The organism is Kribbella sp. NBC_01484 (assembly GCF_036227145.1).
Taxonomy (GTDB): Bacteria; Actinomycetota; Actinomycetes; order Propionibacteriales; family Kribbellaceae; genus Kribbella.
In genome coordinates this window covers 456,475-477,838 of record NZ_CP109437.1, presented here as the reverse complement: position 1 = coordinate 477,838, position 21,364 = coordinate 456,475, and the positions used below count along the sequence as shown (strand labels likewise).

The 21,364-nt window shown below is 69.8% G+C and carries 19 protein-coding genes; 13 read left to right on the top strand and 6 right to left on the bottom strand.

Annotated elements, in window-relative coordinates; translation table 11 throughout:
• The first annotated feature begins 247 nt into the window (after positions 1-247).
• The gene (locus OG555_RS02230; RefSeq protein ID WP_329480692.1) at positions 248-2,320 is read left to right on the top strand and encodes a copper-translocating P-type ATPase; all 2,073 of its coding nucleotides are present in this window, start codon (positions 248-250) and stop codon (positions 2,318-2,320) included.
• Here the strand turns inward: OG555_RS02230 and OG555_RS02225 are convergent.
• Positions 2,297-2,842: a TetR/AcrR family transcriptional regulator gene (locus tag OG555_RS02225; protein ID WP_329480690.1), complete on the bottom strand. Its 546-nt coding sequence runs from the start codon at positions 2,840-2,842 to the stop codon at positions 2,297-2,299. The two genes, OG555_RS02230 and OG555_RS02225, sit on opposite strands and share 24 nt — an antisense overlap.
• Before the next feature lie 69 nt (positions 2,843-2,911).
• Here OG555_RS02225 and OG555_RS02220 point away from each other — a divergent pair, with 69 nt between their 5' ends.
• From OG555_RS02220 to OG555_RS02190, 7 genes are all read left to right on the top strand, one after another.
• Positions 2,912-3,217, top strand: a complete 306-nt coding sequence (locus tag OG555_RS02220; RefSeq protein ID WP_329480688.1) for a DUF2218 domain-containing protein — start codon at positions 2,912-2,914, stop codon at positions 3,215-3,217.
• A 118-nt stretch (positions 3,218-3,335) separates the two neighbouring features.
• A complete protein-coding gene (locus tag OG555_RS02215) occupies positions 3,336-4,682 on the top strand; it encodes a purine-cytosine permease family protein (RefSeq protein WP_329480686.1) in 1,347 nt (448 codons plus the stop codon).
• Positions 4,683-4,702: 20 nt separating this feature from the next.
• Positions 4,703-6,271 carry a hydantoinase/oxoprolinase family protein gene (locus OG555_RS02210; protein WP_329480685.1) on the top strand — a complete coding sequence of 523 codons (1,569 nt, stop codon included), beginning with the start codon at positions 4,703-4,705 and terminating at the stop codon, positions 6,269-6,271.
• Positions 6,272-6,291: 20 nt separating this feature from the next.
• Positions 6,292-7,365 carry a DUF917 domain-containing protein gene (locus OG555_RS02205; protein WP_329480684.1) on the top strand — a complete coding sequence of 358 codons (1,074 nt, stop codon included), beginning with the start codon at positions 6,292-6,294 and terminating at the stop codon, positions 7,363-7,365.
• Positions 7,362-8,477 (top strand): DUF917 domain-containing protein, encoded by a 1,116-nt coding sequence (locus tag OG555_RS02200; RefSeq protein WP_329480683.1) that lies wholly within the window; start codon positions 7,362-7,364, stop codon positions 8,475-8,477. The genes OG555_RS02205 and OG555_RS02200 overlap by 4 nt, the downstream gene beginning before the upstream one ends.
• An 88-nt stretch (positions 8,478-8,565) precedes the next feature.
• Positions 8,566-9,636 carry a DUF917 domain-containing protein gene (locus OG555_RS02195; RefSeq protein ID WP_329480676.1) on the top strand — a complete coding sequence of 357 codons (1,071 nt, stop codon included), beginning with the start codon at positions 8,566-8,568 and terminating at the stop codon, positions 9,634-9,636.
• Positions 9,633-11,159 (top strand): helix-turn-helix domain-containing protein, encoded by a 1,527-nt coding sequence (locus OG555_RS02190; RefSeq protein ID WP_329480673.1) that lies wholly within the window; start codon positions 9,633-9,635, stop codon positions 11,157-11,159. The genes OG555_RS02195 and OG555_RS02190 overlap by 4 nt, the downstream gene beginning before the upstream one ends.
• Positions 11,160-11,290: 131 nt before the next feature.
• On the opposite strand, the gene OG555_RS02185 is transcribed toward OG555_RS02190, so the two are convergent.
• Genes OG555_RS02185 through OG555_RS02175 form a run of 3 tightly spaced genes read right to left on the bottom strand, consistent with a single transcriptional unit; the run spans position 11,291 to position 14,336 of the window.
• Positions 11,291-12,253: an aldo/keto reductase gene (locus OG555_RS02185; protein WP_329480672.1), complete on the bottom strand. Its 963-nt coding sequence runs from the start codon at positions 12,251-12,253 to the stop codon at positions 11,291-11,293.
• On the bottom strand, positions 12,253-13,014 hold the full coding sequence (locus OG555_RS02180; RefSeq protein WP_329480670.1) for an SDR family NAD(P)-dependent oxidoreductase: 762 nt from the start codon (positions 13,012-13,014) through the stop codon (positions 12,253-12,255). Before OG555_RS02180 ends, OG555_RS02185 begins: the two co-directional genes overlap by 1 nt.
• Positions 13,011-14,336 (bottom strand): L-fuconate dehydratase, encoded by a 1,326-nt coding sequence (locus OG555_RS02175; protein ID WP_329480668.1) that lies wholly within the window; start codon positions 14,334-14,336, stop codon positions 13,011-13,013. Before OG555_RS02175 ends, OG555_RS02180 begins: the two co-directional genes overlap by 4 nt.
• Before the next feature lie 186 nt (positions 14,337-14,522).
• Between OG555_RS02175 and folP the strand changes: the two genes are divergently transcribed.
• From folP to OG555_RS02150, 5 genes are all read left to right on the top strand, one after another.
• Complete coding sequence (gene folP, locus OG555_RS02170) at positions 14,523-15,404, top strand: dihydropteroate synthase (RefSeq protein ID WP_329480666.1); 882 nt, start codon at positions 14,523-14,525, stop codon at positions 15,402-15,404.
• Positions 15,404-16,129 (top strand): pyrimidine reductase family protein, encoded by a 726-nt coding sequence (locus OG555_RS02165; protein ID WP_329480664.1) that lies wholly within the window; start codon positions 15,404-15,406, stop codon positions 16,127-16,129. The genes folP and OG555_RS02165 overlap by 1 nt, the downstream gene beginning before the upstream one ends.
• A gap of 2 nt (positions 16,130-16,131) precedes the next feature.
• The gene (locus tag OG555_RS02160) at positions 16,132-16,818 is read left to right on the top strand and encodes a class III extradiol dioxygenase subunit B-like domain-containing protein (RefSeq protein WP_329480662.1); all 687 of its coding nucleotides are present in this window, start codon (positions 16,132-16,134) and stop codon (positions 16,816-16,818) included.
• 15 nt (positions 16,819-16,833) lie between these two features.
• Entirely contained in the window at positions 16,834-17,442 is a 609-nt protein-coding gene (locus OG555_RS02155) for a hypothetical protein (RefSeq protein WP_329480660.1), read from the top strand.
• A gap of 69 nt (positions 17,443-17,511) precedes the next feature.
• Complete coding sequence (locus OG555_RS02150; protein ID WP_329480658.1) at positions 17,512-18,429, top strand: alpha/beta hydrolase; 918 nt, start codon at positions 17,512-17,514, stop codon at positions 18,427-18,429.
• A 1,225-nt stretch (positions 18,430-19,654) separates the two neighbouring features.
• Here the strand turns inward: OG555_RS02150 and OG555_RS02145 are convergent.
• Both OG555_RS02145 and OG555_RS02140 read right to left on the bottom strand, forming a co-directional pair.
• Positions 19,655-20,311, bottom strand: coding sequence for a hypothetical protein (locus tag OG555_RS02145; protein ID WP_329480656.1), 657 nt, complete (start codon positions 20,309-20,311; stop codon positions 19,655-19,657).
• Between the two features lie 21 nt (positions 20,312-20,332).
• A complete protein-coding gene (locus OG555_RS02140) occupies positions 20,333-21,313 on the bottom strand; it encodes an ABC transporter substrate-binding protein (RefSeq protein ID WP_329480654.1) in 981 nt (326 codons plus the stop codon).
• Positions 21,314-21,364 lie beyond the last annotated feature (51 nt).

Below are 21,364 nucleotides of genomic sequence, written 5' to 3'. Positions count from 1 at the left end.
CGCAGCCCACCAGAAGGTGTCCCAGCCCCCGGGAGTCGGCTGTCCGGGCGCCAGGGGGCAGGTCGCTTTCCGGAGGAATCCGGTCACCTGGCGGCCAGTTGTTTCCGAAGATCCCAGCTGATCAGCCGGCCGCCGCCACCAGCTCCTGTCCAGGTGCAGGCGTACCTCCGTCGCCCCGTCGTCCGTGCTGGACGGCGGGGCGGTCTCGCTGGTTGCGGTTAATACCCCTCGGGGGTATGTTTCGAGCATGGATGAGCATCACGACCACACCGCGCATGCCGACCACGCTGACCACGGTGGGCACGCAGACCACGGTGGGCACGCGGGTCACGGGGATCATGCGGCGCAGTTCAAGGATCGGTTCTGGATCAGCCTCGGGTTGGCGGTGCCGGTGGTGTTCTTCAGTGCGATGTTCGCCGACCTGCTCGGGTACACCCGGCCGGAGTTCCCGGGGTCGGGGCTGATCGCCCCGGTCCTCGGGACGGTGATCTTCGTGTACGGCGGGCAGCCGTTCCTGACCGGAGGTTGGGGCGAACTGAGGTCCCGTCGGCCCGGGATGATGCTGCTGATCTCGATGGCGATCACGGTCGCGTTCGTGGCGTCCTGGGTGACGACGCTCGGCATCGGCGGGTTCGACCTGGACTTCTGGTGGGAGCTCGCGCTGCTGATCGTGATCATGCTGCTCGGGCACTGGCTGGAGATGCGTGCGCTCGGCGCCGCGTCCGGTGCGCTCGACGCGTTGGCCGCACTGCTGCCCGACTCGGCGGAGAAGGTGACGGCCGACGGTGTGGTCGAGGTGCCGCTCGGCGAGTTGCTGGCGGGAGACGTCGTACTGGTCCGCTCCGGCGGGCGCGTGCCGGCGGACGGGACCGTGATCGACGGGCAGGCCGAGGTCGACGAGTCGATGATCACCGGTGAGTCGCGGCCGGTCCTGCGGGCGGCCGGGGATTCCGTCGTCGCCGGGACCGTTGCCACCGACAACGCTCTGCGGGTCGAGGTCACGGCGGTCGGGGACGACACCGCGCTGGCCGGGATCCAGCGGCTGGTCGCCGAGGCGCAGGCGTCGTCGTCCCGCGCGCAAGCCCTTGCCGATCGGGCCGCGGGGTTCCTCTTCTACTTCGCGTCGATCGCGGGGCTGATCACGTTCGTGGTGTGGACGCTGCTGGGTGAGGTGAACGAGGCCGTCACGCGGACCGTGACCGTCCTGGTGATCGCCTGCCCGCACGCCCTCGGCCTGGCCATCCCGCTGGTGATCGCGATCTCCACCGAACGCGCCGCGAAGGCCGGCGTCCTGGTGAAGGACCGGCTGGCACTGGAGCGGATGCGCACGATCGACGTCGTCCTGTTCGACAAGACCGGCACGCTGACCAAGGGCGAGCCGGCGGTGACCGGCGTCGCCACGGTCGGACCGATCACCGACGAGGAACTGCTGGAGCTGGCCGCCGCGGTCGAGGCCGACAGCGAACACCCGCTGGCCAAGGCCATCGTCCGAGCACACTCCGATCGGGTGCCGGTCGGTCACGGACGAGGTGTGGTGGCATCGGAATTCCAGTCCCTCACCGGTCGCGGCGTACAGGCTGTTGTGGACGGTTCCGAGGTTGCTGTCGGTGGACCAGCGTTCTTGCGGGAGTACGGCGTACCCGAGCCGGCGGAGCTGGAGACGGACGTCGCGACCTGGAAGGGGCGTGGGGCCGCCGTGCTGCATGTGGTTCGGGACGGGCAGGTGGTCGGGGCGGTCGCGTTGGAGGACGAGGTTCGCGAGGAGTCGAGGCAGGCGGTGGATGCGCTGCATAGGCGTGGCGTGAAGGTCGCGATGATCACCGGCGACGCACACCAGGTCGCCGACGCGGTCGCGAAGGAACTCGACATCGACGAGGTCTTCGCGGAAGTGCTTCCGCAGGACAAGGATGCGAAGGTCGCCGAACTGCAGTCGCGCGGCCTGAAGGTCGCCATGGTCGGCGACGGCGTGAACGATGCCCCCGCTTTGGCCCGCGCCGAGGTCGGCATCGCGATTGGCGCCGGCACCGACGTCGCAATCGAATCGGCCGGCGTGGTCCTGGCCGCGAACGACCCCCGCGCCGTCCTCTCGGTGATCACCCTGTCGAAGGCCAGCTATCGCAAGATGTGGCAGAACCTGGCCTGGGCCACCGGCTACAACGTCATCACGGTCCCGCTCGCGGCCGGCGTACTCGCCTTCGCCGGCGTGGTCGTCTCGCCGGCCGTCGGCGCGATCCTGATGTCGATCTCGACCATCGTGGTCGCCCTCAACGCCCAGCTACTGCGCCGCCTCGACCTCTCACCCGCTCGACTCGCCGCGTAACCCGGTCAGCGTGACCGCGACCAGGCGCCGTACCGCCGCCTTCGACGGTACGGCGCCCGCCGCGCCGAGCGCATGCACGCAGTACGCCGCCAACTCTCTGGGTGGAACGTCGTCCCGCACGTCTGTCATCAGGCCCGCGAGGAACTCGACGAGGTGCTCACGAGCCGTGGCCACATGCTCCGACCGATGCAGCGACGCCGCCGGCTCCGACTGCGGGTGCTCGTAGCAGATGAACGCATAGGCCTCCAGCACGTCGCTGAGCTGCCCGCTCCGCTCCCAGATGTCCTCGACCTGCCGGAGATGCTCACCCACCTGTCGCTCATGCCACGCGGCCAGGACCGACTCGACGTCCGGGAAGTACTTGTACAGCGTCGCCCGCCCGACCCCGGCCCGCTGGGCAACCTCCGACATCGTCACCCCGGTCACGCCGCGCTCAGCCACCAGCGCGGCGGCGGCATCGAGCACAGCTCCCCGCACCGCCTCGCGATGCGTGGCAATGCTGTCATCCCACAACTTCGGCACGACCATCAGCCTACCTTGACAGACTGTCCGTATTCGAGACACTCTGTCTTGAAAAAGGAGTGTGTGGGAATGGCAGTTCTGCAGGCGTACGTCGGGACTCCGCGAGCGGCACGGTATGTCGAACAACTGACCAGCCACTTCGGTCACCAGCCCGGCGGGATGAAGGTGCTGGCGAGTAGTCCGGGTGAGCTGGTCATCGACCTGGGCGAGGGAACGTGGACGATCCGCAGCGCCGTGGACGAGCTGATCCTCCAGGTCGAGGCAGCCGACACCGCCCGCCTGGACGAACTGAGCGCCCACGTCGCCGCCCGCATCGAACAGATCGGCCGACGCGACGGCCTTCAGGTCCACTGGCGACCCCAAGACCCGGAGTGAGCAAGAGCAGGGACATGGGCTGATTGCACAGTCTGCGGACGCCTGGTGTGCACGATGGACGGTGAACAGGCCCGCCCAGCGCCGTACGTTCGATGAAATCCCCAGGCTGGAGGTTCTCATGGCCGGTTCATCTGTTGGTACGGACGACTATGCGCTCGCTCGGGTTCCGCAGAGCGCCCGATATTCGTGGTGGTCTGTCGCGACGCAGCGGTTCGGGCAGATCTCGGCGCTCAGTCAGTTTCTGCTCGGGGCGACGCTCGGGTTCGGCATGGACTTCTGGACCGCGTTCTGGGCGCTGACGCTCGGCGCGGTGATCCTCGAACTGGTGGCGATCCTGATCGGAATCATCGGGGCTCGCGAGGGCTTGCAGACCTCGGTGATCGCCCGCTGGACCGGGTTCGGTCAGGCCGGGTCGGCACTGATCGGGCTGGCGATCGGGATCAGCTTGATCGGCTGGTTCGGGATCCAGTCCGCGGTGTCGGCGGCCGGTTTGAGCCAGCTGATCGGCGTACTGCCGGCGTGGGGCTGGTCGCTCGTCTTCGGTCTCGCGGTCACGCTGGTCGTGCTCCGTGGCTTCCACTCGATGGCGTGGGTCGCGTATGTGACCGTGCCCGCGTTCCTCGTCCTGGTCGGCTGGTCGATCATCAGCGAGCTGTCCGACCACAGCCTCAGCGCACTGGTCAGCTCCGCGCCGCCGGGTCCGCCGCTGAGCCTGCTGGAGGGTACGACGCTCGTCGCCGGCGGATTCATCGTCGGCGCGGTGATCACCCCGGACATGACCCGCTTCAACCGGACGGTCGGGGACGTGGTCAAGCAGACCGTTCTCGGCATCACCCTCGGCGAGTACGTGATCGGCCTGTGCGGCGTACTGCTCGCGCACGCGGTCGGCTCGGCGAACGTGATCACCATCGTCACCTCGTCGGTCGGCTGGGTCGGCACACTGGTGATCATCCTGGGCACGATCAAGATCAACGACTGGAATCTCTACAGCTCCGGCCTCGGCGTGGTGAACTTCATCGGCACCGTCTTCGGCCGGCACGTCAACCGGGGCGTCGTCACGCTCGTGGTCGGCATCCTCGGCAGTGTGCTCGCGGCCGGCGGGATCCTGGAAAAGTTCACCGAGTTCCTGATCGTGCTCGGCGTCGCGTTCCCGCCGATCGCCGGGATCATGGTCGCCGAGTACTTCGTGGTGAAGCGCTGGCGCCCCGAGCTGGACGCGACCCGGGCCGACGGCAAGCTGCCCGCCACCGCGCCGACCTGGGTACCGGCCACGATCGTGATCTGGGTCGCCGCCGCCCTGATCGGCAAGTACGTCACCTGGGGTCTGCCCAGCATCAACTCGCTGGTGGTCGGCTTCGCGGCGTACGTCGTCGCCGGCCGGCTCGGCCTGATCCGGGGCGTCGGGACGAGTCGCACCATGGACAGTGAGCAGACCGCCATCAACGCCGTACCGGCGACCAGCTAGGCACAACGGGAGGATCTGGAATGCGTATCGGGATCGATGTCGGTGGTACCAACACCGACGCCGTACTGCTGGAGGGCGAGGGAACCGGCATCAGCGTGCTGGCCGCCAACAAGTCGGCCACCAGTGCGGACGTCACCGCGGGCATCATCGACACCCTGGACCGGTTGCAGGCCGAGCGGTCCTTCGACCCGGCGCAGATCCAGGCGGTGATGATCGGCACCACGCACTTCATCAACGCCCTGATCGAGGCGCGCCGGCTCGCCCCGACGGCGGCGCTGCGGCTCGGACTGCCGGCCACCGCGTCGCTGCCGCCGCTGGTCGACTGGCCGGAGCGACTCGTCGAGGCGATCAGCGGGCGCAGCTACCTGGCCCATGGCGGGCACGAGTTCGACGGCCGGCACATCGCCGAGCTGGACGAGGACGAACTGCGCCGGCACGCCGCGGACATGGTGTCGCACGGCGTCCGGTCGGTGGCGATCTCGTCGGTGTTCTCGCCGGTGAGCAACGAGTTCGAGCTGCGCGCGGCCGAGATCCTGCGCTCCGAACTCGGCGACGACGTGGCGATCTCGCTGTCCCACGAGATCGGCCGGATCGGTCTGCTCGAGCGGGAGAACGCGACCATCATCAACGCGGCGCTGCGTGAGCTGGCCGCGAGCATCGTGGACGGTCTGGCCGGCGCGGTCGCGGGCCACGGCATCGCGGCGCCGCTGTACCTCAGCCAGAACGACGGCACGCTGATGGATGTCGACTTCGCCCGCCGCTACCCGGTCGCCACGTTCGCGTCCGGCCCGACCAACTCGATGCGCGGCGCGGCGCTGCTGTCCGGCCTGGACACCTGCGCGGTCGTCGACGTCGGCGGTACGACGACCGACGTCGGCGTACTCACGCACGGCTTCCCGCGGGAGGCGACCACGGAAGTGGACGTGGCCGGCGTCCGGACCAACTTCCGGATGCCGGATGTGCTCAGCATCGGCATCGGCGGCGGCAGTTTGGTGGCTGAGGGCAACGACCTGGTGACGGTCGGCCCGCGGTCGGTCGGCTATCGGCTGACCGAGGAGGCGCTGGTCTTCGGCGGTACGACGCTCACCGCGACGGATATCGCGGTGGCGGCGGGCCGGGCCGAGATCGGTGACCCGGCGGCCGTGGCCGAGCTCGATCCGACGCTGGTGAAGGCGGCGCTGGCGCGGGTGGCGGCGGACATCGCGGACGCGGTGGAGCGGATGCGTACCTCGCCCGACCCGCTGCCGGTGGTCGCGGTCGGCGGTGGTTCGATCCTCCTGCCGGACGATCTGCCGGGCAGTCTCGCGGTGCATCGGCCGGATCACTTCGCGGTGGCGAACGCGATCGGTGCGGCGATCGCCCAGGTCGGCGGCGAGGTGGACCGGGTGTACGCGATCGATCCGGGTCGCCGGGACGCAGTGGTGGACGAGGCGCGGCAGGAGGCGGTCGACCGAGCCGTCGCCGCGGGCGCTGATCCGGCGCAGGTCCGGATCGTCGACTTCGACGAAGTCCCCATTCCGTATTTGCCAGGCAATGCCACCCGCATCCGCTGCAAGGCCGTCGGCGATCTCCGGCTGGGGGCGTCGTGAGCCCAGGTGGGGGGAACGCGATGAGGCTGGGTGCCGACGATCTCGCCGCGCTTGCCCGTGGGGCGGCCGTGCTGGGCACCGGTGGTGGCGGGGATCCGCACATCGGCCGGCTGCTCGCGCAGCAGGCGGTCCGGGAGTACGGGCCGGTCGAAATGGTTGCCGTCGACGACCTTCCGGACGACGCGTGCGTGTTGCCGGTGGCGATGATGGGCGCGCCGACCGTCATGGTCGAGAAGCTCCCGTCGGCGGATCAGATCTCGGTCGCCGTCCAGACCCTGGCTCGGTATGTCGGCAAGACGCCGACTCACATCGCGTGCATCGAAGCGGGCGGTGTGAACTCGACCGTCCCGGTGATCGCCGCCGCGCAGCTCGGGCTGCCGTTGGTGGACGGTGACGGGATGGGCCGCGCGTTCCCCGAACTGCAGATGGTGCTGCCGACGCTGGCCGGCATCGAGGCGACCCCGATGTCGATTGTCGACGAGAAGGGCAACCGCGGCGTCTTCGACACGATCGACAACCCCTGGGCCGAGCGGCTGGCCCGGTCCGCGACCGTCGACATGGGCTGCTCGGCGATCGTCTCGCTGTACGCGATGACCGGCACCGAGATCCGCGAGGCGTTCGTCCCCGGAACTCTCAGCCAGTGCCTCGCGATCGGTCACGCGATCGAGCGTGCGCAGCAACAGCACAGCGATCCGGTCGCGGCCGTGGTCGATCAGCTCGGCGGCCGGTTGCTACATGTCGGCAAGGTGGTCGACGTCCAACGCCGTACGACGACCGGGTTCGCCCGGGGTGATGCCGCGATCGACGGACTGGACGCATCGCTCGGGCGATTGCTGGCGCTGCACTTCCAGAACGAGCACCTGGTGGCCGAGATCGACGGCACCGCGGTCGCGACCACGCCCGACCTGATCATCGTGCTCGACACCGAGTCCGGCGAACCCATCACCACCGAGGCGTTGCGCTACGGCCATCGCGTGAGCGTGCTCGCAGCGCCCGCCGACGAACGGTGGCACTCACCGGAGGGCATCGAGCTGGTCGGCCCGCGCTACTTCGGCTACGACCTCGACCCGATCCGCGCACTGGAGACGGTATGAGCTGGCAGCTCGACATCGAGCACCTGAGAGACCTTGCCAGGGGTGCTGCGATTCTCGGCACCGGCGGTGGTGGCGATCCGCTGATCGGGCGCTTGCTGGTGGAGCAGGCGATCCGCGAGCACGGGCCGGTCACGGTCCTCGACCCGGATGAGCTCGACGACGACGCCTTCGTCATCCCGACCGCGCAGATGGGCGCGCCGACGGTCATCGTGGAGAAGATCCCGCGCGGCAGCGAGCCGGTCGGCGCGTTGCGCGCCCTCGAGCGCCATCTCGGCCGCACCGCGGATGCGACCATGCCGATCGAATGCGGCGGCATCAACTCGATGATCCCGCTGCTCGTCGCTGCCCGGACCGGTCTGCCGGTGGTCGATGCCGACGGCATGGGCCGCGCGTTCCCCGAACTCCAGATGGAGACGTTCTCGGTGTACGGCGTACCCGGGTCGCCGATGGCAATCGCCGGGGAACACGACGAGACGGTCGTCATCGACACCGGCACGGACAACCAGCAGATGGAGTGGCTGGCCCGCGGGATCACGATCCGGCTGGGCGGCGTCGCGCACATCGCGGAGTACTCGATGACGGGCGCCGAGGTGAAGCGCACCGCCGTACCCAGAACACTCAGCCTCGGCCTGTCGATCGGGCGCGCGGTCCGCGAAGCCAGGGCTGCGCATGACGATCCGATCGAGGCCATCCGGGAAGCGCTCGCGCCGACGCTTTACAACCACCTCCGGGTGCTCTTCCGCGGCAAGGTCGTCGACGTGGAACGCCGTACCGTCGAGGGCTTCGCCCGCGGCCGCGCCCGCTTCACCGCGTACGACGGCAGGTCCGAACTGGAGTTGCGCTTCCAGAACGAGAACCTGGTCGCAGAAGTCGACGGCGAGGTGGTCTGCACGGTGCCGGACCTGATCTGCGTGCTCGAGGCCGACACCGCAGAGCCGATCACCACAGAGGGCCTGCGCTACGGCCAACGGGTCACCGTGGTCGGGATCTCCACGCCCGACCTGATGCGCACACCTGAGGCGCTGGCGGTGTTCGGCCCAGCCTGTTTCGGGCTCGACGTGGAGTTCAGTCCGGTCGAACGCCGTGTCGAGGCTCTGCCCGTCGCCCACTGACTCTCGGCCCGCCGTGCTCGATACCCCTCTGCGGCGGGCCGAGTGTTCCACTCCGCCGGGGCGGAACACTCGGTGACATCATCGGCTCATGACGACGGTCATCCGTGAGCAGGATCTGGGGGCGCTGGTCGTCGGCGTCACCCTGCTGGGGTCCGGTGGCGGCGGCGACACGGGTGCGTTCGGGCGGATGCTGCGTCGGCGGCTAGGGGCTGGTGAGCTCGTACTGCGGGACGCCTCGGACACACCTGGTGCGTACCTGAGCCCCATCGGCGTGGTGGGTGCGACCAGCGTGCTGGCGGAGAAGTTGCCCAGCGGTGGTGAGTTCGAGACTGCAGTTAGGGCGGTGAGCCGCTGGACCGGGCAGGCGGTCACCGGGCTGATGTCGCTCGAGGCAGGTGGGCTGAATGGCCTCAGTCCGCTCATCGCCGCGCTGGACCTCGGACTGCCGTTCGTCGACGCCGATCTGATGGGCCGGGCGATGCCTCGGCTCGACCAGTTCTCCTGGGCGGTGGCGGGGCGTTCGCTGACACCCTGTGCGCTCAGTGAGCCGAGCGGGCAGGTGATCGTGGTGGATCACGTCGATGCGTCCGGTCTGGAACGCGCGGTGCGGAGCTTCGTCGCCCACACCGGTGGTTGGGCTGTTCTGGCGCTGGCACCAACCCCAGTCGAGGCTGCGACGTCCGATGCGGTCAATGGCAGTTTGACTCGAGCTCTGGCGCTGGGCCGGGCGCATGCCGGGCTCGACACCGGCGCCGCGCCGGCGACGGTCGCGTCGGCTCTCGGCGGCCGGCTACTGGGTGGCGGACGGGTCGAAGAGGTCGCGCGGCATGCCATAGCGAACGGCGGTGCTGCCTTCGGGCGCGGCAGTGTCTGTGTGGTCGATTCCGCCAGCCGTGCGGTGGTGCGGATCGAGACGGAGAACGAGTATCTGCTCGCCATGGTCGACGGAGAGCCGCTCGTGAGTACGCCGGACCTCGTCTGTGTGCTGGATCGACGCACACTGCAGCCGATCGCGGTCGAGGCGATCCGGACCGGCGACGAGGTACTGGTACTCGCGCTGCCCGGACCGGAATGGTGGCGGCGCGGCGATCGGATCGGGTACGTCGGACCCCGGGCGTTCGGACTCGGGTGCGACCCGCAACTGCTGGAGGCCTCATGATCGCGCCTTCGCTGGCGGCGATGCTGACCTCACCCGGCTGGCGGGATGTCGTCGTTCTGGGCGGTGGACAGGAACCTGGTCCCACGCTGATCGGCTCTCGTGTGCTCATGAACGTTGCCGGCCACCCGGAGCCGATGACCGGCGAACTATTGGTCGTACTGCTGGCAACCGACCACGCCGACTGGCGGATCGACGCACTGATCAGCCGAGCCTCGGCAGCAGGCGCAGCGGCCCTGCTGCTCGCCGGTGCCGAGCCACTCGGACGTGGCGCTCAGCTGCTGGCCGAGCGGTTGCAGCTGCCGGTGCTGGGCAGTCCGGATCCGCTGGCAGCTCACGAGCACCTGAACAAGGTGGCTTCCGAGCCCGACCTGGTCCGAGCAGATCTCGTCCTGCATGCTGTCACCGCATTGCGGCGTTCGGACCGTGACCTGACCTCGGTGCTGCGGACGACGTCCGCCGTACTGGACAGGCCGGTGACGCTGGCCGGCTCTGACGGTGGGACTTTGGCGGGGGAGCCGTTGGAGGCTGAGGAGCGGTCTGCGCTGGTTGGTGCGCTTCCGGCAGTGCCGGTTCCGTGGGCGGCGCCGTACCGGGTGGATCTGCGGAGTGGTGCGGTGCTGATCGCTGTGGCAGTGCTCGGTGCTGGGCCCGTGTGCTGGCTGGTGGCTCGGTTGCCCGGAGTCGTGCCGGCTGAGGTTGCCGCCGTACCCGCTGTGTTGACGGTGGTGGCGCCCGCGGTGGGAGAGCGGTTGGCGTTGCGGCGGCTGGAGTTGGAGCGGGACGCGCGGCAGCGTACGTCGTTGCTCGGTGAGCTGCTGCACGGTGAGCCGTCGGAGGCGACGCGGCGGCGGGCCGTGGATCTCGGGTGGCAGCTGGACGGGTGGCACACGGGGATCCGGATCGGGACCGACGGGCAGGTGGACGTCGCAGGGCGGCGGGCCGACGTGGTGGAAGCTTTTGACGCCGAGGGTCTGCAGGCGGTCGTGGTCGAGCAGGGTGACGGATGGTCCGCATGGATCACCGCTGCGCGCGAGCCGACGTCAACTGAGGTTCAGCAGCAAGCGGCGGCGATCAGACGGGTGCAGCGTCGCCTGCTGACCGTCGATGCGTACGTCGGTGTCGGCCGGGTTGCACCTGGTCCGAGCGGGATCGCCACTTCCCTGGCCGAAGCAGGTGATGCGGCCGGTCTGGCCCGGGGCCGCGCCGAAACCGGCCGCTTCCTCCACGTCGACCGCCTCGGCCTGGCCCAGCTCCTCCTCGCCTGGACCCGCACCGACACCTTCCAGCCGGCCGCCCGCGCCCTCCTAGCCCCCATCGAAGACCAGCCCGGCGACCTGGTCACGACCCTCGCCGTCTACCTGGACACCGAGTCCTCGCTAGCCGAAACCGCCGCCGTCCTGGGCATCCACCGCAACACGGCCGCCGCCCGCATCACCAAGATCCAGCACCTCCTAGGCGTAGACCTGGCCAACCCGGACGAACGTCTGGCCCTCCACCTCGCCTCCAGAACCACCAGAACCTAACCTCACCCCCGGCCAGAAGTTGGGGGCTGGGACAGGAACTGGTGCGTGGGGACAGGCAATAACCTGTTCACGCCCACCAAAGGTCGCGGCAGCCCCCGACATGTGCCCCGAGCGCTGCGGCCGCGGTGGAGTTATGGCGTGGGCGCGTCCTCGCGGAGGAGGCCTGCTGACTTCAGGTCTGACCAGAGGGCTGCGGGGACCTCGGCACGGGCGAGGGTTGCGTTGGTGTGGACCTCGTCAGGGGTGCGGCAACCCACCGCGATGCCGGCTACGGCGGGGTGGGCCAGCGGGAAGGCGAGCGCGGCGGCGGGGAGGGTGACCCCGTGGGACTCGCAGATGTCGGCGAGCTGGTTGGCCTTGGCTACCAGGGAATCCGCGGCGGGTGCGTAGTTGAAGGTGGCGCCGGGGGCGGGGCGCGGCTGGGAGAGCAGGCCGGAGTTGAAGATGCCTACGGCAACTACCTGGACGTCGTTGGCGAGGCAGGCGGGGAGGACGTCGTCGAGGCCGTCGGGGTCGATCAGGGTGTAGCGGCCGGCTAGCATGATCGCGTCGATGTCGATCTCGGTGACGAACCGGGTGAGCATCGCGGTCTGGTTCATGCCGGAGCCGATCGCGCCGATCACGCCCTGGTCGCGCAGCTCGATCAACGTCGGGAAGGCGGTCGCGACGGCTTCGTCATAGTGGTCGTCGGGGTCGTGCACGAAAACCACGTCGAGCCGGTCGGTGCCGATCCGCCGCAACGAGTCCTCGATGCTCTGCAACACGCCGTCCCGCGAGAAGTCCCAGCGCCGCCGCCGGTTCGTGTTGATCTCGAAGCCCTCGTCGTCGGTCGCCGCGCCGTCGGCCTCGTAGATGATCCGCCCGACCTTGCTCGACAGCACGAACTCGTCCCGCGGCTTGCCGCGCAGCCCACCCCCGAGCCGTTCCTCGGCGAGCCCGAGCCCGTAGTGCGGAGCGGTGTCGAAGTACCGCCACCCCTCGTCCCAGGCAGCGTTCACCGTCGCGACCGCGTCCGCTTCGCTCACCGAGCCGAGCAGATTCCCCAGCGGCGCACCGCCCAGTCCGACCCGCTGACCGTTCGGAAAGATCTTCATCACTGGGCTCGATTCTGGGCCGCCGGAAGCCGCAGGTTCTGCATCCCGCCGTCGACGGCGAGCGCCGTAGCGGTCGTCGAGCCCGACAACGGGCTGGCCAGGTAGGCGATCGCGTGCGCGACCTCGTCCGCCGACACCAGCCGGCCCATCGGCTGACGCGATTCCAGGGCGGCTCGTTCGGCGGCCGGGTCCTCGGCCACGTCGAGCAATCGGCCGACCCACGGCGTGTCCGCCGTACCAGGGTTCACGCAGTTGATGCGGATCCCTTCGCGTACGTGGTCCGCGGCCATCGCCATCGTCAACGCGAGTACGGCGCCTTTGCTCGCCGAGTACAACGCACGATTCGGCAGGCCCGCGGTCGCGGCGATCGAGCAGGTGTTGACGATCGCGGCGGCCGACGACTTCCGCAGGTACGGCAGCGCGGCCCGGGTCACGCGAGCGATGCCGACCACGTTGACGTCGAGGACGCGGTGCCACTCGTCGTCGTCGTTCCCGGCGACCGTGCCCTGCGCGCCGATGCCGGCGTTGTTCACCACAATGTCGATCCCGCCGAGTTGCAGCGCCGCCGCGGCGACCGCGTCCCGGACCGAACCGTCGTCGGTGACGTCCGCGGCGATCCCGGTCAGCGGCTCGGACACGTCAGGCTTGAGGTCGAACACGACTACCCGCGCACCCCGGGACGCCAGCAGCGAGGCGGCCGCAAGTCCGATGCCTTGGGCGCCTCCGGTCACCACGGCCCGCAGGCCGGCGAAGTCCGTCACTTCCCGCTCTCCTTCGAATCAGTCAGGTCGGTCCAGATCTTGCCACTCGGGTACCGGAAGTCGGTCAGCGTCTCAGCATCCATCTCGGCGCCGAACCCGGGCCGCTCCGGCGCCACGTAGTGCCCGTCCCGGATCACCACCGGGTCCAGGAAGTGCTCGTGCAGGTGGTCGACGTATTCGATCACACGATCCTCCAGCGACCCGCTCACCGCGACGTAGTCGAACATCGACAGGTGCTGGACCAGTTCGCACAGCCCGACCCCACCGGCGTGCGGACAGACCGGTACGCCGAACTTCGCCGCCAGCAGCAGGATCGCGACGTTCTCGTTCACCCCCGCGACCCGGGCCGAGTCGAGCTGCAGTACCGACAGCGCCTCGGCCTGCAACATCTGCTTGAACACCACCCGGTTCTGCACGTGCTCACCGGTCGCCACGCGGATCGGCGCGATCGCCTTCGCGATGGCCGCGTGCCCGAGGATGTCGTCCGGGCTCGTCGGTTCCTCCACCCACCAGACGTCGTACGGCGCCAGGGCCTCGACCCACCGGATCGCGTCGGCCACGTCCCAGCGCTGGTTGGCGTCGATCGCGATCCGGATGTCCGGGCCGACCGCCTCGCGGGCCAGCCGCATCCGGCGGATGTCGTCGTCCAGGTCCGCGCCGACCTTCAGCTTGATCTGGGTGAAGCCCTCGGCGACCGCTTCGTGACACAACCGCACCAGCTTGGCATCGTCGTACCCGAGCCAGCCGGGCGTCGTCGTGTACGCCGGGTAGCCCCGCTCCCGCAGCAGTGTCTCCCGCTCGGAGCGACGCGCCTTCGCGGCGCGCAGGATCTCGAGTGCTTCCGACGGCGTCAGTGCGTCGGTCAGGTAGCGGAAGTCGACGAGATCGACGATCTGCTCCGGCGTCAGGTCGGACAGCAGCTTCCACAGCGGTACGCCGGCCCGCTTGGCGGCCAGGTCCCAAACTGCGTTGACGACCGCGCCGATCGCCATGTGCATGACGCCCTTCTCCGGGCCGAGCCAGCGCAGCTGCGAGTCGTGCACGAGCGACCTCCAGAACCCACCGAGATCGTTCAGCGTCGCGTCCAGGTCGAGGCCGATCACGTGGTCGCGGAGCGCCTCGATCGCCGCGGTCTGTACGTCGTTGCCACGGCCGATCGTGAACGCGAATCCGTGCCCCTCCAGCCCGTCGGCCGCGTCGGTCCGCAGGATCAGGTACGCCGCGGAGTAGTCCGGGTCGGTGTTCATCGCGTCGGAGCCGTCCAGGTCCAGCGACGTGGGGAAGCGGACGTCGTACGTCTCTAACTCGGTGAATCGTGGCATCAGGACCCGATCTGCGGCGGTGGGCGGACTGTCGCCAGGAATCCTATAGGATATGTGGCGATTTGGGCAGCCGTAGGGCGGATCGCCAGGCCATCACAACTGGCCGCGTCGCCGGCGCTCGTGCCTGGCGGAACAGCCGGACGCCGATGGTGATGGCCTGGGGATCCGCCGGTTAGAGTCGGTGCCGTGGCGGACGAGGGCGACGGCGTACTGCGGTTGGGGAGCCGGTCGTTCGGCGTGGGCGAATTCGCCCTGATGGCGATCATCAACCGCACCCCGGACTCGTTCTTCGACCGCGGCGCGACGTACGCGACCGACGCGGCCTACGCGGCGATCGACCAGGCGGTCGCGGACGGTGCCGACCTGGTCGACATCGGCGGCGTCAAGGCCGGCTACGGCGAACCCGTCAGCGAGGACGAGGAGCTCCGCCGGACCGTGGACTTCGTGGCCGGCATCCGGGCCCGGCATCCCGGTCTGGTGATCAGCGTCGACACCTACCGCAGCGGCGTCGCCCGCCGGGTTGCCGAGGCCGGCGCCGACCTCCTCAACGACACCTGGGCCGGCGCAGATCTCGACCTGGTCCACGCCGCCGCCGAAGCCGGGGCGGGGCTAGTCTGCAGTCACGTCGGTGGCCTCTCGCCGCGCACGGATCCGCACCGGATGGCGTACGACGACGTGGTCGCGGACGTGATCCGGACGACGACCGGCCTCGCGGACCGGGCGGTCGCAGCCGGGGTCCGGCCGGACGGGATCCTGATCGACCCGACCCACGACTTCGGCAAGAACACCCTGCAGTCACTCGAGCTGACCCGTCGCCTGGACGAGCTGGCGGCGACCGGCTGGCCGGTCCTGGTCGCGGTGTCGAACAAGGACTTCATCGGCGAGACCCTCGAGCTCCCGCCGGGACAGCGTGGCAACGGGACACTCGCCGCGCTCAGCATCTCGGCCTGGCTGGGTGCCCGGGTGTTCCGCGTCCACAACGTACCCGCGGCTCGACAGGCGCTCGACCTGATCGCCGTACTGCGTGGCACCGCCCAGCCCGCCGGAACCCGAAGGAGCCTGGCCTGATGCGTCGCCTGGAAGACCTCTCCGACCCGGAACTGGCCGCGGTCTACCAACCGGAGGATCGGTCGGTCGCGCACCTGCGGGCGAACTTCGTCAGCAGCCTCGACGGCGCGGTCGAGATCGACGGCCGGTCCAAGGCGTTGTCGAGTGACTCCGACAGCCGGGTGTTCAGCATGGTCCGGAGGCTGGCTGATGTGGTGCTGGTCGGCGCCGGCACGATCCGCGACGAGGGATACACGCCGCTGCGGTTGTCCAAGGCGGCCCGGGAGTGGCGGACGGCCCAGGGGCTGGCCGAGAATCCGACGTTGGTGATCGTGTCGTCGCGGTTGGAGCTGAGCCCGGTGAACCCGGTGTTCCAGTCGGCGGTTCGGCCGCTCGTGGTCACCCACGCTGCCTCGCCGCCGGAGCGGCGCGAGGCCCTCGGCGAGGTGGCAGAGGTGCTGGTCCTGGGTGCGGCCGAGGTCGATCTGAAGGCGCTGGTCGACGAGTTGGCGGCGCGGGCGATGCCGCAGATCCTGTGCGAGGGCGGGCCGCATCTGCTCGGGGCGCTGACTCACGCCGACCTGGTCGACGAGATGTGTCTCGCGCTCGCGCCTCTCCTCGCCGGGCCCGGTTCCGGTCGCATCACCGCAGGGCCGGCGACGACGCTGACCCGGCAGATGAAGCTGACGTCGACGCTGTCCGCGGCTGACGACTACCTCTTCTTCCGCTACCTGCGGGAGGCATAGCCGTGCCCGTCGTCGCCGCCGCGGTCTGCCCGCACCCACCCCTCCTCGTCCCCGAGGTGGCGTCCGGAGCCGCCCCCGACCTCGACGACCTCCGAGCCGCCTGCCTCGCCGCAATCGACCAACTGTCCACCGCGTCCAGCGTGCTGGTCGTCGGCGCCGCGGCCGCCCGCGCCACCTACTCAGCCACCGCGGGCGGCTCGTTCGGACCGTACGGCGCACCCGGCGTGCGCATCGGCACCGGCGACCCAGTCCTGCCGTTGTCGTTGGCGGTCGGGGGTTGGTTGCTCGAGCAGACCAAGGCTGCTCAACTGCCCCGCGCGTACCTGGCCGTGCCCATGGACGCCACCCCGGCCGAGTGCCGGCAACTGGGGCAAGAAATTGCTGACGGCAACGATCGGATCGGCCTGCTGGTGATGGGTGACGGCTCGGCCCGACGGAGTGAGCACTCGCCGGTCCACCTCCACCCGAGAGCCGAGATCTTCGACACCACGGTCGCAACCGCCTTGCAGTACAGGGATCTCGACGTACTGAATGCCCTCGACCCGGACCTCGCCGCCGAGCTGCAGGCCGCCGGCCGAGCCCCCTGGCAGGTACTCGCAGGCGCGCTCACGGCGACCACCTTGACGGGCGACCTGACCTACCACGCCGCGCCGTACGGTGTCGGCTACTTCGTCGCAAGCTTCACCTGACTGGATACTGTCCGAGTGGCTGAGGAGCGCGCGGGGTATCGGCGGTCGGCGAAGTCGCCGCGCGGTGAGGCGCGGCGGCGGGAGCTGCTCGACCGCGTCGCCGACGAACTCGGCGTCAACGGGCTGGTCGACTTCTCCCTCCGGCGGGCGGCGCGCGCGGCCGGTACGACGCACAAGGTGCTGCTGTATCACTTCGACGGACCGGAGGACCTGCTCACGCAAGCCGTTCTCCAACTCCGCGAACGCCGGATCACCCGCGGAATGGCAGCCGCGACCGCGGGCCCGGCCGATCGATCGCTCGCGGACCGGGTCCGATCGATGTGGCCGGCGCTGATCGGCGAGGAGTCGTGGGTCCTGGACCAGGCCATCGGCCTCGCGATGTACGACGCGGCGCGGTACGCGGACCTCGCGCGCTCGGCCTCGAGACAGTACATGCCCGCATTGCTGTCGATCTGTCCCGCGGACTGGCCTGAGCAGCGCAAACGTGAGGTCGCCGAGCTGATCCTGGCCACCTTGCGGGGGTTCCTGATCGAGTGGCGGACGAGTGGTGATGCCGACGGCATCGACGCCGGGTTCGCCGCGATGGTGCGAGCACTCGAGCGCGAGGAGTCCGCCGGCGACTGAAGGGGCGTGGGTCGGCCCCGGCGGCGTACCCCTATGGACAGTTTGCGAACCGCGTGGTTCACTTTTGGTATGCGTGAGAAGGTGAGCTTCCCCAGTGCCGGCGTCGAGTGCGCGGCCTGGCACTATCCAGGGTCGAACGGCGGCTGCGTGATCATGGCCGGCGGATTCGGCGTGACGAAGGAACCGGGCACGGACCGGTTCGCAGAGCGGTTCGCGGCGGCCGGGTTCGACGTACTGGCGTTCGACTACCGCAACCTCGGTGAGAGCGGCGGCGAGCCGCGCCAGGTCGCCAGGATCGCCGACCAGTTGGACGATTGGCGGGCCGCGATCGCGTTCGCAGCGACGCTTCCAGGGGTGGAACGCGTGGGCATCTGGTCGTTCTCGCTGTCCGGCGGCTACGTCCTGCAGCTGGCGGCGGAGCATCCGGACGTGACGGCCGCGATCGCGCAGTCGGCCAACGTGGACGGCCCGGCCGCGAGCCGCAACGCGTCCCGCTACCAGACGCCGCTCACGGCACTGCGGATGATCGGACGCTGCATCCTCGACACGCTCGGCGGCCTCGTCGGTCGGCCGCCGAAGCTGGTCGCCCTGGCCGGACCGCCCGGCACGGTCGCGCTGCTCAACACACCGGATGCCCAGTTCACCAACGAGGCGCTCGACCCCGAAAACCAGTACGACTGGCAGCAAGCCATCGCGGCGCGCTCAGTCTTCGCCGCCGCCGTCTACCGCCCCGCCAAGTACGCGAGTCAGGTCCGCTGCCCACTGCTCTTCGTGGTCTGCGACGACGACCAATCAGCCCTCGCCGCGCCGGCCCTCGCAGCCGCCGCCCAGGCCCCCACCGCCGAAGTCCTCCGCGTCCCCGGCGGCCACTACGCCCCCTTCCTCGACGCCCACGAAACCGCAGTCGAAGCCGAACTGACCTTCCTCAACCGCCACCTAACCACCCACCCCGCTCCGGCCGAATCCCCCCTCCACCACTCCGCCTGACGCCGCTACCTGTCCGGGTGTCCGCGTGGCACCGTCGGCCTACCTGTCCGGGTGTCCGCGTGGCACCGTCGGCCTACCTGTCCGGGTGTCCGCGTGGCACCGCCGGCCTACCTGTCCGGGTGTCCGCGTGGCACCACCGGCCCACCTGTCCGGGTGCCCGCGTGGCGCCACCGGCCCACCTGCCCAGGTGCCCGCGTGACATCACCGGCCCACCTGCCCAGGTGCCCGCCTGGCCGCCCGCCTGCCCGCCACGCCCAACCGCGTGGACATTGCAGGGGAAACGCCCGAGCCGGATGCTTGCCCGCTCCGATTCTGAGTGGGCAACCATCCAGCTCAGGGGCGATCCGGGGCTCCGGTCGGTTCTGTGGGTGTTGCCCGTGCCGTCGACCGGATCGCCAGGCCATCACAACGAGGCGCGGACGAAGGTCTCCCACGGATGACCGCAGCGTCTCGGCGATTGTGATGGCCTGCAGGTCCGCCACACCCCGCCGCGCGGCGGTGGCGGGTCTGGTGATGCCGCGCCGCTGACCGGACGTGCACCACTCACAGCAGCGCGATGCCGAGATGCCCCGCTCGACTGGGGGCAGTCGGCGGTTGCCGGACCGGGTTGGTGAGTGTGCCACGTCCGCCCAGGTCGCGACCCGCGGGCGGCCGGGGCCAGGCTGGGGAGGATCTCCCACCCGATCCGGGATCCGATCCGGGACGAGATCGTCCCCGCCCCGGCGGCAACCGACAGAGCAGGGCCAACTGCCGGGATGCGACGGAGGCGAACGAACCACCCACAGACGCGTCAGAAGGGCCGGATATCCCCTCAGCTGGAGGGTTGCCCACTCAGATTCCGAGGGGGCAACCCCCGAACTCGGGGGGCATCCCTCCGATTCGTGTCCTCTGGTCTCGTACACCAGCAGACCCAGCATCCGCACGAAGATCCGCTCCACCGTCCGGGCGCTGTACGGCGGACGGGGGCGCGGACACCTTGTCGGGACTTGCGACAGCTCATAACTTGTCCCAGGTCCCGATACGTTGTCTTAGCCCCCTGCGGCTGTCGAAGTCCCCGGTCGCCGTACGCCGCCAGTGGTCCGCGATTACAGGTGCGGCGCCAGCGGCCCCCGGTTTCAGGTGCGGCGCCGCGGCCCCTGGCTACCCCGTAGGCCACCTGCGGTTCCCGGTTACCTGTGCGGCGCCGGCGGTTCCCGGTTACCTGTGCGGCGCCGGCGGTTCCCGGTTACCCGTGCGGCGCCGGCGGCTCGACGGGGACGGCGGGCCACCTCGGCGCGGTCGCCGCCAGATCAGGTCGTCCAGCAGCCAGCAGTTGGTCGGCCAGTTCTTCCCGGGCTGTCTGTACGACGGCGACCGCGGCGTCCGCGGTTTCGTGGGGACCCGACCAGTTGCAGGTCGCGTCACCGGCATACCAGTCGCCGGCGGCCGAGCGTCGTACGTGCGAGGCGGCGAGACGGGCCGCGGGGAGGTTGGTGCCGGCGAGCTGGATGACGGCGTCGACCGCGACCACCTCGGCGTCGAGGTCGAGGATCGGCTGCAGTTCCACCGCATCCGTCAGCACGAACTCATATCCGGCCGGAGCGCGCTCACCCAGCCAAGCCAGCGCCTCCTCGGCCGTCGCCCGCAAGAGCCGCGCGTTGTCCGGATCCGCCAGCGTATGCACGCCACAGAGCCGCGTATGCGTCGGCCGGAGTTCGTTCTGCCACAGCCGGACCTGCAGCTCCTCCCGCCCCGACAACCGTCGCCCAAGAATCCGCGCCAGCCCTACCACGTCGAAGTTCAACTCATCCGGCGTCCGCTTCCGCCCCGCCTCGAGCGGCTCACCCACCCGCGTCCCCCGCGTAGTCCACGCACCCACGTGCCACCTGGTCAGAGCCGCCATACCTCCGACCCTACCGACCGGTCAGGCGGACTTGGCTGGGGCCGGTACGTCGAAGGTTTTGGCCAGGTCGGTGAGGATCGACCAGGCGCCCTGGAGGCCGACCGCGGTCATCCAGGTGAGATCGGGGACCTCGTGGACCTTCGCGGCCAGGGGCTTCCAGAGGGGGTTGGACTTGAACTGGGCGGCGGTCTTGGCGCTCAGGCCCTTCTCGTCGGCGTAGGTGGCGACGAAGATCGCGTCGGCGTCGGCGTCCTTGATCCGCTCGGGGCTGATCTCGAGGGCGAAGCCGTTGACGTCCTGCGGCGCCGGGCGCTTCAGGCCGGCGTCCTTCAGCACGATGCCGGAGAAGCTGGCGTTCTGGTAGAGCCGGGTCGGCCCGTCGACGAACCTCACGACCGAGATGGTCGGGTTTCCGGCCTTCGCGTTGATCGCGTCGCCGACGGTCTTGGCCGCGTTCTCGTACGACGAGAGTTCCTTCTCCGCCAGGTCTTCCTCGCCGAGTGCCTTCGCCTCGAGCCGGATGTTGTCCTTCCAGGTCGGCCCGGTGGTCTCCGACATGATCGTCGGCGCGATCGCGGACAGTTGGTCGTAGAGCTTCTCGTGCCGGACCTTCGCGGTGATGATCAGGTCCGGGTTCAGTTCGGCGATCTTCTCCAGGTTCGGCTCGGCCAGCGTGCCGACCGCCTGTGCCTCGGAGCCGTACGTCGTCCGGTCGTCGCCGAGGTAGTCCGGCAGCTTCCCGTTGATGCTGCGGTAGTCGGTGTACCCGACCACCGGCGTGTCCAGGATCAGCGTCGCGTCGACGAAGCTCGCGTCCAGCGCGACCACGCGCTTCGGCTTGGTCTTGATCTCGGTCTTGCCCATCGCGTGCTCGACGGTCCGCGGGAAGCCCGCCGCGGAAGCCCCGGCGGCGTCCGGCGCGTCGCCGGAGTCCGAGGAACCGCACGCGCTCAGAGCGAGCGCGGCGACAGCGAGCAGGGCGGTGAAGCGAGGCAGGCGCACGGGTGTCTCCTGGTCAGGACGGGTCGCAGGTTAAGGTGGCTCACCACCTCA

Excerpts from the sequence above, each read along its gene's own strand:
- OG555_RS02165 (WP_329480664.1), top strand. The coding sequence starts at position 15,404 with ATGCGTCGCCTGGAAGACCTCTCCGACCCGGAACTGGCCGCGGTCTAC.
- OG555_RS02175 (WP_329480668.1), bottom strand. The coding sequence starts at position 14,336 with ATGCCACGATTCACCGAGTTAGAGACGTACGACGTCCGCTTCCCCACG.
- OG555_RS02145 (WP_329480656.1), bottom strand. The coding sequence starts at position 20,311 with ATGGCGGCTCTGACCAGGTGGCACGTGGGTGCGTGGACTACGCGGGGG.
- OG555_RS02190 (WP_329480673.1), top strand. The coding sequence starts at position 9,633 with ATGATCGCGCCTTCGCTGGCGGCGATGCTGACCTCACCCGGCTGGCGG.
- OG555_RS02200 (WP_329480683.1), top strand. The coding sequence starts at position 7,362 with ATGAGCTGGCAGCTCGACATCGAGCACCTGAGAGACCTTGCCAGGGGT.
- OG555_RS02195 (WP_329480676.1), top strand. The coding sequence starts at position 8,566 with ATGACGACGGTCATCCGTGAGCAGGATCTGGGGGCGCTGGTCGTCGGC.
- OG555_RS02230 (WP_329480692.1), top strand. The coding sequence starts at position 248 with ATGGATGAGCATCACGACCACACCGCGCATGCCGACCACGCTGACCAC.
- OG555_RS02220 (WP_329480688.1), top strand. The coding sequence starts at position 2,912 with ATGGCAGTTCTGCAGGCGTACGTCGGGACTCCGCGAGCGGCACGGTAT.
- OG555_RS02205 (WP_329480684.1), top strand. The coding sequence starts at position 6,292 with ATGAGGCTGGGTGCCGACGATCTCGCCGCGCTTGCCCGTGGGGCGGCC.
- OG555_RS02185 (WP_329480672.1), bottom strand. The coding sequence starts at position 12,253 with ATGAAGATCTTTCCGAACGGTCAGCGGGTCGGACTGGGCGGTGCGCCG.
- OG555_RS02215 (WP_329480686.1), top strand. The coding sequence starts at position 3,336 with ATGGCCGGTTCATCTGTTGGTACGGACGACTATGCGCTCGCTCGGGTT.
- OG555_RS02210 (WP_329480685.1), top strand. The coding sequence starts at position 4,703 with ATGCGTATCGGGATCGATGTCGGTGGTACCAACACCGACGCCGTACTG.
- OG555_RS02150 (WP_329480658.1), top strand. The coding sequence starts at position 17,512 with ATGCGTGAGAAGGTGAGCTTCCCCAGTGCCGGCGTCGAGTGCGCGGCC.